The organism is Pseudomonas sp. P4_D7 (genome assembly GCF_056401755.1).
Map to the genome: position 1 here is coordinate 80,314 of NZ_JBFUIR010000012.1, position 15,885 is coordinate 96,198.

The window sequence follows — 15,885 nt, forward strand, 5'->3', positions numbered from 1 at the left end:
TTTCTTCTGCCTTTAAAGCGTATTCGCGAGCAGGTCGAATCGTCGCACCGTCGCTCCCACCTTGGAATGCATTTCAATGTGGGAGCGAGCTTGCTCGCGAAAGCTATTGCAGCATCAACACAAAAACAACTGATCACATCCCCTTGCGCCGCTCCGCCCGGGCCATGCGCTGAACCTCTTGCCGCACCTCTTCCAGCACTTCCTGCACATACAAGATATGTCGGCTGGAGACTTCTCGCGCCTGCTCCGCGCGACCTTCAATAATCGCCAGATACAATTCCCGATGCTGGGTAATCAGCATGTCGCGAGTTTCCGTGCGCTGCTTGTACATGCCGCCGATGTTGGTGACGACGTTACGCTTGAGCAGATCGAACAGCCCGCGAATGGTGTGCAACAGCACGGCGTTATGGCTGGCCTCGGCAATCGCCAGGTGGAATTTCGCATCCGCCGCGCCCTCCTCCGCCCGACTGACTTCATCGTGCCGCGAATAGCAGTCCTGCAGCTCTTCAAACGCGGCGGTCAGTCGCTCACGATCGACATCGGTGGCGCGCAATGCGGCGTAATAGGCGCACGATGCCTCCAAAGTATGCCGAAACTCCAGTAGATCGCGCTGTGCTTCAGGATTGCTTTCGAGCAACTGCAGCAGCGGATCACTGAACGTCGAGCCGAGGCTTTCCACGACATAGTTGCCGCCGCCCTGACGACTGACCAGCAGACCTTTGGCCGCCAGTTTCTGAATCGCTTCGCGCAGCGACGGCCGTGATACGCCAAATTGTTCTGCCAGCGTGCGCTCCGCCGGCAACCGCTCACCGGACTTCAGCGTGCCCTCAAGGATCATCCCCTCAAGTCGCTCGACAATATCGTCAGACAAACGGCGCTGACGTATCTGATCAAACCCCATAACTCATTTCTCCACGATCCCGACCGCTCGCCGGGCTCTCTATTCTGGCCTATCGGCGCCTTGCCGACACCTACCAGACACCACTTGCGCAAACCAGATCAGATGCGATCTGCACCGCTTGTTCGACAAAAGTTTCAGGGCGACAAATTGACACACCGACACCAAGGCTTTTACCCTAGCCAACAGCGATTGTAAATTGGTCTTACCAATTATCCAAGAACGCTGACAGTGCCTGACCAACAACAATTAGGGGCCACCCCATATGCAAACCTGGCAACAGCTCTACAGCCCGCTCGGCAGTCTCGGCGTGTCCGCACTCGCGGCCGTCATTCCCATCGTGTTCTTTTTCCTCGCATTGGCGGTGTTCCGTCTCAAGGGCCATGTGGCCGGGAGCATCACCCTCGCCCTGTCGATTGCCGTGGCGATCTTCGCGTTCCAGATGCCGGTCGACATGGCCTTCGCCGCTGCCGGATATGGCTTCGCCTACGGTCTGTGGCCGATTGCCTGGATCATTGTCGCGGCGGTGTTCCTCTACAAACTGACGGTCAAAAGTGGTCAGTTCGAGGTCATTCGCAGCTCGGTGTTATCGATTACTGACGACCAGCGCCTGCAAGTGCTGCTGATCGGTTTCTGCTTCGGAGCGTTCCTGGAAGGTGCCGCCGGTTTCGGCGCACCCGTGGCGATTACTGCCGCGTTGCTGGTCGGACTGGGCTTCAACCCCCTGTACGCCGCTGGCTTGTGCCTGATCGCCAACACCGCACCGGTAGCGTTCGGTGCACTGGGGATCCCGATCATCGTCGCCGGCCAAGTCACCGGTATCGACGCGTTCAAGATCGGCGCCATGACCGGTCGCCAACTGCCGTTGCTGTCGCTGTTCGTGCCGTTCTGGCTGGTGTTCATGATGGACGGTCTGCGCGGCGTACGTGAAACCTGGCCGGCAGCGTTGGTTGCGGGCCTGAGCTTCGCCATCACCCAGTACTTCACCTCGAACTTCATTGGGCCAGAATTGCCGGACATCACCTCGGCGCTGGCCAGCCTGATATCGCTGACCCTGTTCCTGAAAATCTGGCAGCCCAAACGCACCGCAGGCGCGCAAATCGCCGGCGCCACATCGAGCGCAGCGATCACCGCCAGCGTCGGCGGTTTCGGCCAAAAGCGCACCACCGTAGCGTCGCCTTACAGCCTCGGGGAAATTTTCAAAGCCTGGTCGCCGTTCCTGATCCTCACCGTGCTGGTGACCATCTGGACGCTGAAGCCTTTCAAAGCGATGTTCGCCGCTGGCGGTTCGATGTACAGCTGGGTGTTCAATTTCGCGATTCCGCACCTTGATCAACTGGTGATCAAAACCGCACCGATCGTGGCCACCCCTACCGCCATTCCAGCAGTGTTCAAACTCGACCCGATTTCCGCGACCGGCACGGCGATTTTCTTCTCCGCGCTGATCTCGATGCTGGTCTTGAAGATAAACTTCAAAACTGGTCTGACCACTTTGAAAGAGACCTTCTACGAACTGCGCTGGCCCATCCTGTCGATCGGCATGGTGCTGGCGTTCGCTTTCGTCACCAACTACTCCGGCATGTCTTCGACCATGGCGCTGGTATTGGCAGCGACCGGCGCCGCGTTCCCGTTCTTCTCACCGTTCCTCGGCTGGCTGGGCGTATTCCTCACCGGTTCGGATACTTCATCCAACGCCCTGTTCAGTTCGTTGCAAGCAACCACTGCGCACCAGATCGGCGTCAACGACACCTTGCTCGTGGCGGCGAACACCAGTGGCGGCGTGACCGGCAAGATGATCTCGCCACAATCGATCGCCGTGGCCTGCGCCGCGACCGGTCTGGTGGGCAAGGAGTCGGATCTGTTCCGCTTCACCCTCAAGCACAGCCTATTCTTTGCAACGATTGTCGGTTTGATCACCCTGGCTCAGGCCTACTGGTTCACCGGCATGCTGGTGCACTAAACCTACAAGAAACACAGAAAAAACCGACGCCGGTTCGTGATGCCGGCGTCAGCAATTCACAACCCGGTCTGTAAGGCTGCTGAAAGCAACGCTCTTTATATTCAGCAGCCGCCACAGACGGATAACCGGGCCCACCCGGAGACACGCCTGATGAGCGAGCTTTTTTACAACGCTGTGCCAAACGCGACCCGCGTGGCACCGCCACTGCCCGAACCTCGGCAATACCCCAGCGAGAAACCGTCGCGGGTCTACCTGTTCGGCACGTGTGTGGTCGACCTGTTCTACCCCGAAGCCGGGATGGACGCGATCCACTTGCTGGAGCGCGAAGGGATCCGGGTCGAGTATCCGCAAGGGCAAAGTTGCTGCGGCCAACCGGCCTACACCTCGGGTTACACCGAGCAGGCGCGGACGGTAGCGCGCTCGCAACTGGCGCTGTTTGCCGGGGATTATCCGGTAGTGGTGCCGTCGGGTTCCTGCGCCGGCATGCTGCGTGAGCATTACGCCGACTTGTTCAAGGACGAGCCGGAGACGTTAAAACAGGTTCAGGCCCTCGCGGCCCGCACCTATGAACTGGCCGAGTTTCTGCTGTTCGTCTGCAAGGTGCAGCTCAAGGACAGCGGCGAACCGGTCAAAGTCGCGCTGCACACTTCGTGTTCGGCACGGCGGGAAATGAACACCCACCTGCACGGCCGCGAGTTGTTGGCGCAGTTGAGCAACGTGGAACGGGTCAACCACGACCACGAAAGCGAATGCTGTGGCTTCGGCGGGACATTCAGCGTCCGTATGCCAGACATTTCCGGCGCGATGGTGGCTGACAAGACCCAAGCGCTGAAGGATTCAGGCGCGCACAAGGTGTTAAGCGCCGACTGTGGCTGTTTGATGAACATCAACGGCGCATTGGAGAAACAAAAAGAAGCGCTGCGCGGGCAACATCTCGCGAGCTTCTTGTGGCAACGAACCGGAGGTGCGCAATGAGCACTTCCGCGATTATTCCTACGGTCGCCGTAGAAGAAGATTTCCGCACCCGGGCACACAATGCCTTGGGCGATCAGCAGCTACGGAACAATTTCCGCACTGCCATGGACTCACTGATGGTCAAGCGGGCAGCCGCTTTCAGTGATGCCCACGAAAGAGAACATTTGCGCGCACTGGGCAATTCGATCAAGGCCCGCGCGCTGTCCAAGCTGCCCGACCTGCTCGAGCAACTGGAACAGAACCTGACCCGCAACGGTGTGACAGTGCACTGGGCGGAAACGGTGGACGAGGCCAATGGCATCGTCTTATCGATCATCCGCGCTCACGAGGCGCGGCAAGTGATCAAGGGCAAATCGATGGTCAGCGAAGAGATGGAGATGAACCATTTCCTCGAGGCTCGGGACATTGAATGTCTGGAGTCCGATATGGGGGAATACATCGTCCAGCTCGACCACGAGAAGCCTTCACACATCATTATGCCGGCGATCCACAAGAATGCCGGTCAGGTCGCGTCCTTGTTCCACGACAAACTTGGCGTGGAATACACCAAGGACGTTGACCAACTCATTCAGATCGGTCGCAGGGTCCTGCGGCAGAAATTCTTTGAAGCGGACATCGGCGTCTCCGGTGTCAACTTCGCCGTCGCCGAAACCGGCACCCTGCTGCTGGTGGAAAACGAAGGCAACGGGCGCATGACCACCACCGTGCCGCCGGTGCACATCGCCGTCACCGGCATCGAAAAAGTCGTGGAAAACCTACGCGACGTGGTGCCGTTGCTGTCACTGCTGACGCGTTCGGCGCTGGGCATTCCGATCACCACTTACGTCAACATGATCTCCGGCCCGCGCAAGGAGCACGAACTCGACGGCCCGCAGGAAGTGCACCTGGTGCTGCTCGACAACGGTCGCAGCCAGGCTTTCGCCGACAGTGAATTGCGTCAGACCTTGAACTGCATCCGCTGCGGCGCCTGCATGAACCATTGCCCGGTCTACACCCGCGTCGGTGGCCACACCTATGGCGAGGTGTACCCGGGACCGATCGGCAAAATCATCACCCCGCACATGGTCGGTCTGGCCAAAGTCCCCGATCACCCGAGCGCTTCGTCGCTGTGCGGTGCCTGCGGTGAAGTCTGCCCGGTAAAAATTCCGATCCCGGCAATCCTGCGGCGCCTGCGCGAAGAGAACGTCAAAGCCCCGGACAGCCCGAATCAAGTGATGCGCGGTCAGGGCAGCAAGTATTCGCGCAAGGAACGTTTCATCTGGAACGCCTGGGCCAGGCTCAACAGCTCGCCGACCTTGTATCGATTGTTCGGCTTCTTCGCCACGCGCCTGCGTGCCCTGACCCCGAGCAATGTCGGCCCGTGGACACAAAACCACAGCGCGCCGAAACCCGCTGCCCGCTCACTGCACGACATGGCCCGCGAGCATCTGGCCAAACAGGGAGACCGCTGATGAGCGCCAAGCAAAATATCCTCGGCAAACTGCGGAAAAGTCTGACTGGCGCCACACCGATTGCCGACAACTTCGATGTCGATCTGGTGACGCAGCCTTACACCTACAGCGCCGAACAACGCATCCCGCAACTGCGCAAATTGATGGAAGCGGTGCACACCGAAATCCACCTGACCTCCAACGCAGAATGGCCGGCGTTGCTCGCACAATTGTTGCGCGACCGCCAGTTGCCGAGTTTGTTGATCGCGCCGACGACAGCGCACGGGCAGAAAATCACACAGCATTGGGCGAACAATCCTGATCTACCGATACTGAAATCCTACGACCGGCCGATGGAAGAGTGGAAAGCCGAACTGTTCAACGACACCCCGGCCAGCCTCACCGGCACCCTCGGTGCCATCGCCGCCACCGGCAGCTTGATCCTCTGGCCAACCCGCGAAGAACCGCGGTTGATGAGCCTGGTACCGCCGGTACATTTCGCCCTGCTCAAGGCCAGCGAAATCCGTGACAACTTCTATCAGGTGCAAGAGGAATTCGTGTGGGCCCAGGGCATGCCGACCAATGCGTTGCTGGTGTCCGGCCCGTCGAAAACAGCGGACATCGAGCAAGTGCTGGCTTACGGCGCCCACGGCCCGAAAGACCTCGTGGTGCTGATCCTGGAGGACCAATGACGCTTCCGGTGAATTTCCTGCGTGATGCGCAACAACTGATTCCAGCCGAACGCCGTTTTGATGACCCGTTATCGACTCTGGCCTTTGGTACGGATGCCAGTTTTTATCGACTGATCCCGAAGCTGGTAATCCGCGTCGAGTCCGAAGATGAAGTGGTGGCGCTGCTAAAACTGGCTCAGCGCGACCATGTTCCAGTGACCTTCCGTGCGGCGGGCACCAGCCTCTCCGGTCAGGCGATCAGCGATTCTGTTTTGATCGTGCTTGGGGATAACTGGAACGCCCGCGAGATTCGCGGCCAAGGCATGCAGATTCGCCTGCAACCGGGAGTGATTGGCGCACAAGCCAACGCTTGGCTGGCACCGTTCGGGCGCAAGATCGGCCCGGATCCGGCGTCGATCAACGCCTGCAAGATTGGCGGCATCGTCGCTAACAATGCCAGCGGCATGTGCTGCGGCACCGCGCAAAACACCTATCACACGCTGGCCGGGATTCGCTTGGTGCTGGCCGATGGCACACGTCTGGATACCGAAGACGCTGCCAGTGTTGCAACGTTTCACGCCAGCCACGGTGATCTGCTCGAACGCCTGGCGACGTTGGGACGCGAAACCCGCGCAAACGCCGAACTGGCTGCAAGAATTCGCCACAAATACCGTCTGAAAAATACCACCGGGCTGTCGCTGAATGCCTTGGTGGATTTCGATGAGCCTGTGGATATCTTGAGCCACCTGCTGGTCGGTTCCGAAGGCACCCTCGGCTTTATCAGCGCGGTGACTTACAACACGGTGATCGACCACCCGAACAAGGCCTCGGCGCTGATCGTATTCCCGGATGTGGAAACCTGCTGCAACGCCGTCACCGTGCTGAAAAGCCAACCGGTGTCCGCCGTAGAACTGCTGGATCGGCGCAGCCTGCGCTCGGTGCAAGACAAACCGGGCATGCCCGCTTTCGTACAACAGCTGTCGAATAATGCCTGCGCGCTGCTGATCGAATCCCGCGCCGCATCGTCCACTTTGCTGCAGGAGCAAATGGCGCAGATCATGGCGTCGCTCAGCGGCTTCCCAGTGGAGAAGCAGGTCGACTTTACCGAAGACCCTGCCGAGAACGCCAAGCTCTGGGCGATCCGCAAGGACACCTTCCCCGCCGTCGGCGCCGTACGCAAAACCGGCACCACGGTGATCATCGAAGACGTGACCTTCCCGGTCGAACAACTGGCCATCGGCGTCAATCGCCTCATCGAGCTGTTCGACAAACATGCCTACGACGAAGCGATCCTTTTCGGACACGCGCTGGAAGGCAATCTGCACTTCGTCTTCACCCAAGGCTTCAACAACCCGGAAGAAGTCGCACGCTATCAAGCGTTCATGGACGACGTCGCGCAACTGGTGGCGGTGGAGTTCGGCGGCTCGTTAAAGGCTGAACACGGCACCGGGCGCAACATGGCGCCATTCGTGGAACTGGAATGGGGCAGCGACGCCTATCAACTGATGTGGCAGCTCAAACGTCTGCTCGACCCGAACGGCATTCTCAATCCCGACGTGGTGCTCAGCGAAGATCCGCAGATCCACCTCAAGCACCTGAAGCCGCTGCCAGCAGCCGACGAGATTGTCGATAAGTGCATCGAGTGCGGCTTCTGCGAACCGGTCTGCCCGTCGAAAGGCCTGACCCTGAGCCCGCGCCAGCGCATCGTCATCTGGCGCGATATTCAGGCGAAAAAACGTGCAGGTGTCGACACCACCGAACTGGAAAAAGCCTACGAGTACCAAGGCATCGACACCTGCGCCGCGACCGGTCTGTGCGCGCAACGTTGCCCTGTAGGCATCAATACCGGTGAGCTGGTGAAAAAACTGCGTGGCCGACACGCCACGCATCAGAAAACCGCTGACTGGATCGAAGGAAATTTCGCCAAGACCCTGCAAGGCGCGCGCTTCACCCTGCATGTGGCCAACGGCGCACGAATGATGCTCGGCGCGCCGCGTCTGGCGAAACTTTCGGCAACCATTACGCGCCTGTCCAAAGGCCAGGTGCCGTTGTGGACGAATGCAATGCCGCAACCGGAGAAGGCCATTCGCTTCAGCCCCAGCGTCTCGGACGAACGCCCGCGTGTGGTCTATCTGGCCGCGTGTGTATCGCGAGTGATGGGCCCGGCAGCCGGTGATAAAGAGCAAATGTCGCTGTACGACAAAACCCGTGGCTTGCTGGAAAAGGCCGGTTACCAAGTGGTATTCCCGGACAATCAGGACAATCTCTGCTGCGGCCAGCCCTTCGCCTCAAAAGGCTACACCGAACAGGCCGAACACAAACGCCAAGAGTTGATCAGCGCACTGCTGCATGCGAGTCGCGGCGGACTCGATCCGATCTACTGCGACACCAGCCCGTGCACGTTGCGACTGGTGCAGGACGTAGGAGAAAACCGTCTGGATCTGTACGACCCGGTGCGCTTCATCCGTACGCATCTGCTTGATCGACTGGACTTCACTCCACAAGAAGCACCGATTGCTGTGCACGTAACGTGCAGCACTCAGCATCTGGGCGAAAGTCAGGCGCTGATCGATCTGGCGCGCAAGTGCAGCAACAACGTGGTGATTCCGGAAGGCATTCACTGCTGTGGGTTTGCCGGCGACAAGGGCTTTACCACGCCGGAGCTGAACAGCCATTCGCTGCGCACGCTCAAGGATGCCGTGCAGCATTGCAGCGAAGGGATTTCCACCAGTCGGACTTGTGAGATCGGTCTGACGCAACATGGCGGAATTGACTACCACGGGCTGGTCTATCTGGTGGATCGCGTGACCCGGGCGAAGGCCTGCTGAAGAAAAATAGAACCCTTGAGTTCGACTGTAGTCCACAGAATAACCCCGGCTGATCGGGGTTTTTCTTCCATACGGTTGCCCGTCCTGACGGCCAGCGAAGTCTGGACCCACTCGGTTCAAGGAGATACACATGAAACGTTCTGTACTGTTAGGTCTGTTCGTTACTGCATCGATGATGGCGTCCGCTTCGTTTGCTGACGGCAAGCCTGCCGACCTGTGTGATGCCAATATTCAAACCATTGAGAATGGCAAGGGGCAGCTGTCAGCGAATCCTGAACTGACTCAGCGCGCTGAAACCAGTGTGGCCAAGGCCAAGGCACTGAAGGCTCAAGGCAAAATCGACGATTGCATTGCGGAAACCTCGCAAACCATCGTGGAACTGCGCAAATCCACCGGCACCAACAACTGATCAGCGTCCCGGCCAACCTTCGGGTTGGCCTTGCAGGCCGATTGGCGTACACTGCACACGCTTGTTGCTCAAACAGATGTACTGAGCAATGAGTTCGGGGCCGTTTAGGATTCGACGCCGGTTGCGAAACTTTAGGTGCATGCCGACTTGGTAACAGAAGTCGTAAATCCACTGTTGCAACTACTTATAGTTGCCAATGACGACCAATACGGTGTTGCTCTCGCTGCTTAATTGCAGCTGACAATGCTCCTGGTACCTTCGGGTCCAGCAATCATCAGGGGATGTCTGTAAACCCAAAATGATTGTCATATAGAACAGAATCGCCGTGCAGTACGTTGTGGACGAAGCGGCTAAAACTTACACAACTCGCCCAAAGCACCCTGCCCTTCGGGTCGCTGAGGGTTAACTTAATAGAAACGGCTACGCATGTAGTACCGACAGCGGAGTACTGGCGGACGGGGGTTCAAATCCCCCCGGCTCCACCACTTCATCATCTAAAGACGTCCACGGACGTCTTTTTTTGTGCCTGAAATCCAGTAAAATCAAGGCTTTACGGTCTGATGGCGTCCATAGACGTCCAGCACAATCTACGACATCGGGTATTCCAAGCCCTTCAGTGGTAATTTTTGGAATACCAATTGATCTCACGGAACACCTCATGTGCGCCCAAGCCACCCGCCTCTCTGATCGCCAGCTCAAAGCGGTAAACCGAAAGGCAAGGATGTCCTCAGCGATGGAGACGGCTTACAGCTGCGCGTGAGGGCCAATGGCTCTACGTTATGGAATTTCAACTACCGCCAGCCGATCACCAAAAATCGCATCAATATGGGACTCGGTACCTACCCAGAACTCTCACTCGCTCAAGCCAGGAAGAAGACGGTCGAAGCGGGGGAACTTCTCGCCCAGGGTATCGACCCGAAAGAACAACGTAGTGCACTAGAGCAAACAAAAAGGCAGGCAACCGAGCACACATTCGAGAACGTGGCGTCTGCTTGGTTTGAACTGAAAAAGGATTCTGTGACTCAAGCTTACGCCGAAGACATCTGGCGCTTGCTCGCGCTACATGTCTTTCCGTCACTTGGAACAACACCTATCCCGCAGATCAATGCCCCGAGGGTCATCCAACTGCTGCGTCCTTCGGAAACCAAAGGTAGCCTGGAGACAGTGAAGCGACTGACCCAACGACTTAACGAGATCATAACCTACGGCGTGAACTAGGGAATGATCTTTGCTAATCCACTCACCGACATTCGGGCCGTTTTTAAGAAACCGAAAAAGCAGAATATGGCAGCCCTCCGCCCTGAAGAACTGCCAGAACTGATGGTCGCCATCGCCAACGCGAGCATAAAAAGAACAACGCGCTGCCTGATCGAATGGCAACTTCACACGATGACTCGCCCCACAGAAGCCGCTACGACATCTTGGGCTGACATCGATCTAGAAAAGAAAATCTGGGCGATCCCAGCGGAGCGTATGAAGAAGCGACGTGCGCACGTCATACCACTGACCGAAAACGCACTCGCTCTGCTGGAGACGATAAAGCCCTACAGCGGCCACAGAGAATACGTGTTTCCAGCCGACAGAGAACCACGGGATCATTCCAAGAGTCAGACGGCAAATATGGCCCTGAAACGTATGGGATTTGACGGTAGATTGGTGAGTCACGGTTTGCGCTCCATGGCCAGTACTATCCTCAACGAACACGGTTGGGAGCCAGAGCTGATCGAAGTAGCGCTTGCCCACGTCGATAAAGACGAGGTTCGCAGCGCCTATAACCGGGCGGATTACATCGAGCGCCGACGCCCGATGATGGCTTGGTGGAGTAACCATATCCAGGAAGCAGCAACCGGCAACCTGTCTGTGTCAGCTATCAATGAAAATCGGGACAGAAAAGTCGTTTCTATTCGCTGAAATTAGATCCAGTGGCTAACAAAACCAAAGGCTCTGAGACGTGCAGAGTAGCAACTCTCCGCACGGCAATTATTAGACCTCCTCTACGTCGGACTCCATCATGACGTACATCTTTTCGAGTAACGGTTCGACAATGCGCTCGGTCTCAGCCCAATGGTCTTCCCGCAGCATCGAATACTTCACGTCCAAGTGGATCTCCCTGTCGAAGGGGAAGTCCGTTTCGGTCTCTAAACCTACAATCAGCTGCATTCCATCTGGTAAGTCTTTAGCAATAAACTGAAGCACAGCAGGCAGGTTAAAATCATCCTGGGCCTGCTGGTTCGGCGAGTCGATTACGACCGGTACGTCAAAAGTCCCCATCACGCCTTGGCAGGTTTGCCACAATGCGGCGTAGTAAGCCAAAATTGACCGAGGACCACCGCTTCCAGATAGATCTGGACGCCCGGTAAGCTTCATCTTCGATACATCTACAGGGGGAAGCTGTAGAGCGACACGCCCAGTCATGTAATGGGATCTAAAATCTTCCAATATCGCCCGCGTTTTTTTTGGAGCACGAAGCAACTTCATTTTTTCATCTAGAGAGTCGATTACTCCCAGCGTCTTATCAATTGCCTCCTGCAGAAGCTGGCGCTCTGCTTCAAACGCGGCGAACGCGCTTTCAGCCCCCAGACTTCCCACTACATCTTCAAACTTGAGCGCCCCCTTGCGCGTATCCAACAATACAGAAATACGCTTATAGTTTTCGTTTACCGTGCTGAGCCTGGCCGACGCAGTGCTGCACCGATATCGCACTTCGCTTGCGTCGTCCCTCAGACGCCCTGCGAGCTCCCGGAGCACGCGCGCATCTTCAGCAAAATTGAGCAAGTCCAGAAACGATTTTGTGTGCTCGGCATTGCAAGTTGGGCAAATCAGGGGCTCCGAATTTCCAGCTCGTAAGTACTTGGCATCATTGTCATATGCCGCGAGAGCTTCATCGGCCAATCGAATCTGTTGCTCTAGACTGGAGAGTAAATCTTGCTCCCTTACAGCAGCACTTCGAAGTATCTCTTGCCGTTCATTAAGCTCAGTAACCTCTTTGGTCAGCAGAGCAATTTCATTGGCAAAGTTCTCGGGGTTGAGCTTGGGACCGAATAAGGGCAGCGTTCGGCTAAACCGCTCTATAGTACGCTCCAGGAGCTTGTACTCTCGTCGAGACTCCTCAAGCGCTTTAGATTCTTGAGCTCTCTCGGCTTTAGCCCTGTAATACTCGGGCGGACACACGCCTGTGAAGTACTCCAAGATTGCGCTCCAAGGAGAGCTAAATCTTTTAAGCCCGCCAAACGTGTTCCACTCAGATTGCCAGCTGCCATCCTGATTTACGTAGAAGGGTAGGAAGAAACATGCAGGGTCGGCTGGCTGAATAGCCGACTCCTTCTTATCGGTGAACACCAGATTGAATTCAGTGACATTGCAGAAGGCCTGAGACCACTCCCCGAATTTTGAGGTCGCGACAATCATCTCTCGATTGGCGTTGAACAGCGCGCGCCGTCCATTCTGATGCAGCGCAAAGAAGTGGCATCCATCGACAGAAAACTCAAGGAGAGATGCGGTATTTTCATCCCACGACTCCAGCTTCCCCTGTGGCTTGGCGCCAAGCGTCTCAAAGATGCTCCGAATGAGACTCGTCTTGCCAGTGTGATTCCGTCCCCTCAGCAGATTTTTCTTTGGGTGGAAGCTCACATGCCTCGCTTTCTTGTCGCGGTGTGAGAGCAACCAGATGTTTTCGAATCGCAAGCTTTTCATAGTTCTTAGTTCTCAAGCTACGGACGAGGAATCTCAGTTCGGGTCCACGCATTTTTTTATAGCCCTCATTGCAAAGCGCGCCAAAAGTTCAGCATCACGAAAGCTGCTGAAATCCTTTTTCAGCGCAACTAAACCCGCCTCGAAGTACAGTCGAAGACCCGAGCCACGCACGTTAGCGTCCAGCCAAATATCACAAAAGTCATGAAGACTTTGAACAATTGGCAGCGTCGCGCCTGTGAGTTGCTCACGTACAACACGCGCTGCTTGCGCGCGAATGGCGGTCACCATCATGAAATCCATACCTTCGCTTTGCAGCTGTACGAGCCAGTCATTCAGATATGCAGAGTGATCTGGAATGGTCTCCAGTGCACCCAGTGCAGAAATAAATTCGTGCCTTGCGAACCCACGCTGCTCGACGAGATCACCGAAAGATGCGCAAGTATCAGTGTGACGACCCAGAGGAGAAATCTTCGTTACAAGAGATTCTACGAACGATGCAGCTTGGCCTGCATGAAGAGGGCTCCGCTGCGTCAATAGCTCCAGAGCGGATTTGATGACGTAGCTGCTAGGCTCATCGGGATGAATAGCGACTCTCTTCAGTTTGAGCTTCGTCAAGTCCGGCGCAGGCGCCCCATCCGCACTAAGCGAATGCAGAGCTTGAGCCAACAACTTCGAATGCTCAGGAGCGAAATCTGCAAGCGAGCAAGGCATAGACGTAGCCGCATTCCCTCCAGCTGCAAGGGGAATGTCACATCCGGCATTTGAAATGAAATAAGCCTCGACGGACAGGTTATTAAAGGCAGCAAGACTGAGCTGAAGCTTTCCTAGAGCGCTGTCAGGGACCTTTGTAAACGTTGGTGCTGCTGCCTTCGATACCACTGTCGAACTTTTCTTTTTGGGAGGGGCAGTTGTCCCGGTGAGAACGGACCAAGACCACTCTCCACGGTCCTTCTTTTTCACCTGATATACACGAGCGCGTGTGGGAGTACGTACTGAGTCCAGCTCCGTGACATCCTGCACTGCCTCGAAAAGGAGCAAGAAGTCCAACTCGTTCGCCTGCTCCATTTCCACCATCCTGAGCACCGCCCACCAGCGCTGAAAGTCCACGCCTTTAGCTCCGTGACCTCCTCCTGTTTCAGTGAGGCCAGGTTTGTTTGCCACAAGCAGCAGCTCTGAGGCACCAGCCGATATGGTCAAGGCATGCTCCCTATGCACTAGCGCCACCAATGATGGCTGTCTTAATAGCTTTTCAGCATCATCGCCTTCATCCTGCGGAGTGTAAAGGACGTGTGTAGCCGTAACGTAGATGTATCTCCTATGGTCATCTCTCTTCAGATATCTCCTCGAGACTAGGTATTTCGGCAAAGTATTACCCAGTAACAAGCAATTAACCGCCGAACATGCCGAAGTTAACTCGAAAAAAATTCAGCACTACATCACTGGTATGACATCCACACCATGGAGCCTCAAACCATGTCATTGCAGTGCCCTCGTTGTAAGTCGCTCAAAATTTCTTCCTTACACCAAGCCATGAAAATTACAGCGGTCCTCGGTACAGTCGGCGGTGCAGCACGCTGCGTCAGTGCAGCACTGGCTGGCGGTCAGGCGGGACCACCTTGGGCGCAGTTTCCGGCCCGTTAGGCGCTACTCTCGGGGCCGTTTCTGGCGGGCTTTTTGGCGGAGCTGGCGGTTGCGCATTAGGCGCTCAACTCGGCGACAAGCTTGACCGACATGTACTCGCCCACAACCTCTGCCTGATCTGTGGGCATCGTTTCAACCTCCCTACTTAAACCGTTTCCCACTTCTCTCTTTTAATACGTCCGGACGGGGCCACGCGATGCGTGGCCTTTATGCCGGCTCGCATCCTAAGGAATCGTAATCATGGCTCATCAAATCGAACAAATGGCTTAAGTTGGTGCGACTCCGTGGCATGGCCTCGGCAGTCAACTGACGCAAAAACAACCTATCGAGATCTGGCAGCGTGAAGCCGGTATAGACTGGCAGATCCAGGAAAGCCCCGTCCACTTCAAAGCCGACGCCATCGGCCATATGGGCAGTATTCACTCATTCCCAGAACAAAAAGTACTGTACCGTTCCGACACCAAGGCTCCGCTGTCCGTAGTATCCAACCGCTACCAAATTGTCCAGCCGCGTGAGGTTATGGAGTTTTACCGTGACCTAACTGAAGTGTCCGGCTATACAAGCTGACAAATCAGCTTCCCTTCAACGCTACCTATCAACCAACTCAATTATTTCAATCTGATACCGATAACGGGAGGCAACATACCCCATCAGGATAGATCCAATAGACATGCCAAACAAGAACGCACCYACACCTAACAATATAGTATTGCCTACGTTACCAGCCTGAAGACCTGCACTCATAGTTCGGGAAATCCATTCAAAACCACCGAACTCAGCAGTAAATGAATACACAGTAGCCAATAGACCAATCGCGGCAGTCTTCTCGCCAAAAAAGCGGCCTGTTCGCTCACTGATGCGTCTAACTTTTCGACTTAACCAAAAATGTGCATCTTTCAAAGCAGCAGATTCATAATCAGCTAAACGATCAGCCATTGCCTGCTCATGACGAATATCATCACACAACCCTTCGAATGCTAATTTTTTCCACCGAAAAGCAAGTAACAAAGAGGCTACCATTGGCGCAATCAAAGTAATAATAGCCAACAGCATTGAGATAGAGCTCATCACTAATACAAATATCTGAGCGTATACAGAAGGCGGTCTAACATCATAAAAAAAGACAAACCCTCCGCTAACAATAAGAAAAAAGAAAGAACAGGCAAGACACCAATTAGCGACCCATTGCGCCTTTCTTTCTATACCCGTTCGCTGTATTTTTCGCGGTTCACAACGACTTAGCTCTTCCAATACCTGAATTGTATTCTCAATTGACTGAGGCATTTTTCCTCCATGACATATTAACGCCATAAACCATGTTCTGTAAGCGCTGCTCTAAATAACGCCAGATTAGCTGGCTCGTTTTCTCTAGCTAGAGAA

At 55.7% G+C, this 15,885-nt stretch carries 10 protein-coding genes, 1 other RNA gene and 3 pseudogenes; 10 read left to right on the top strand and 4 right to left on the bottom strand.

The features are described from left to right. Nucleotides 1-133: 133 nt before the first annotated feature. Nucleotides 134-901 (bottom strand): FCD domain-containing protein, encoded by a 768-nt coding sequence (locus AC1DVF_RS10595; protein WP_007915207.1) that lies wholly within the window; start codon nucleotides 899-901, stop codon nucleotides 134-136. Nucleotides 902-1,163: 262 nt separating this feature from the next. Between AC1DVF_RS10595 and AC1DVF_RS10600 the strand changes: the two genes are divergently transcribed. From AC1DVF_RS10600 to AC1DVF_RS10635, 8 genes and pseudogenes are all read left to right on the top strand, one after another. Beyond that, the gene (locus AC1DVF_RS10600; RefSeq protein WP_116256446.1) at nucleotides 1,164-2,858 is read left to right on the top strand and encodes a lactate permease LctP family transporter; all 1,695 of its coding nucleotides are present in this window, start codon (nucleotides 1,164-1,166) and stop codon (nucleotides 2,856-2,858) included. Nucleotides 2,859-3,008: 150 nt separating this feature from the next. Continuing rightward, nucleotides 3,009-3,833: a (Fe-S)-binding protein gene (locus AC1DVF_RS10605; protein WP_099757966.1), complete on the top strand. Its 825-nt coding sequence runs from the start codon at nucleotides 3,009-3,011 to the stop codon at nucleotides 3,831-3,833. Further along, a complete protein-coding gene (locus tag AC1DVF_RS10610; RefSeq protein ID WP_007915200.1) occupies nucleotides 3,830-5,284 on the top strand; it encodes a LutB/LldF family L-lactate oxidation iron-sulfur protein in 1,455 nt (484 codons plus the stop codon). Before AC1DVF_RS10605 ends, AC1DVF_RS10610 begins: the two co-directional genes overlap by 4 nt. Further along, the gene (locus AC1DVF_RS10615) at nucleotides 5,284-5,955 is read left to right on the top strand and encodes a LutC/YkgG family protein (RefSeq protein ID WP_477782426.1); all 672 of its coding nucleotides are present in this window, start codon (nucleotides 5,284-5,286) and stop codon (nucleotides 5,953-5,955) included. The genes AC1DVF_RS10610 and AC1DVF_RS10615 overlap by 1 nt, the downstream gene beginning before the upstream one ends. Next, nucleotides 5,952-8,762 carry an FAD-binding and (Fe-S)-binding domain-containing protein gene (locus AC1DVF_RS10620; protein ID WP_477782427.1) on the top strand — a complete coding sequence of 937 codons (2,811 nt, stop codon included), beginning with the start codon at nucleotides 5,952-5,954 and terminating at the stop codon, nucleotides 8,760-8,762. Before AC1DVF_RS10615 ends, AC1DVF_RS10620 begins: the two co-directional genes overlap by 4 nt. A 130-nt stretch (nucleotides 8,763-8,892) precedes the next feature. Next, nucleotides 8,893-9,171 carry a hypothetical protein gene (locus tag AC1DVF_RS10625; protein ID WP_150749600.1) on the top strand — a complete coding sequence of 93 codons (279 nt, stop codon included), beginning with the start codon at nucleotides 8,893-8,895 and terminating at the stop codon, nucleotides 9,169-9,171. Nucleotides 9,172-9,267: 96 nt separating this feature from the next. Then, nucleotides 9,268-9,656, top strand: a transfer-messenger RNA (tmRNA) gene (gene ssrA / locus AC1DVF_RS10630). A 173-nt stretch (nucleotides 9,657-9,829) separates the two neighbouring features. Then, nucleotides 9,830-11,082: pseudogene (locus tag AC1DVF_RS10635) on the top strand (integrase domain-containing protein). Nucleotides 11,083-11,154: 72 nt separating this feature from the next. Here AC1DVF_RS10635 and AC1DVF_RS10640 read toward each other — a convergent pair. Together AC1DVF_RS10640 and AC1DVF_RS10645 are read right to left on the bottom strand one after the other, a co-directional pair. Then, nucleotides 11,155-12,864, bottom strand: coding sequence for a hypothetical protein (locus tag AC1DVF_RS10640; protein WP_477782428.1), 1,710 nt, complete (start codon nucleotides 12,862-12,864; stop codon nucleotides 11,155-11,157). A gap of 33 nt (nucleotides 12,865-12,897) precedes the next feature. After that, nucleotides 12,898-14,061: a dsDNA nuclease domain-containing protein gene (locus AC1DVF_RS10645; protein ID WP_477782429.1), complete on the bottom strand. Its 1,164-nt coding sequence runs from the start codon at nucleotides 14,059-14,061 to the stop codon at nucleotides 12,898-12,900. A gap of 333 nt (nucleotides 14,062-14,394) precedes the next feature. On the opposite strand from AC1DVF_RS10645, the pseudogene AC1DVF_RS10650 reads away from it, so the two are divergent. Together AC1DVF_RS10650 and AC1DVF_RS10655 are read left to right on the top strand one after the other, a co-directional pair. Further along, nucleotides 14,395-14,654 (top strand): annotated as a pseudogene (locus AC1DVF_RS10650) (hypothetical protein). 91 nt (nucleotides 14,655-14,745) lie between these two features. Then, nucleotides 14,746-15,063 (top strand): annotated as a pseudogene (locus AC1DVF_RS10655) (DUF932 domain-containing protein); the annotation flags it as partial. 30 nt (nucleotides 15,064-15,093) lie between these two features. On the opposite strand, the gene AC1DVF_RS10660 reads toward AC1DVF_RS10655, so the two are convergent. Then, nucleotides 15,094-15,789 (bottom strand): hypothetical protein, encoded by a 696-nt coding sequence (locus tag AC1DVF_RS10660; protein WP_477782430.1) that lies wholly within the window; start codon nucleotides 15,787-15,789, stop codon nucleotides 15,094-15,096. Nucleotides 15,790-15,885: the final 96 nt, after the last annotated feature.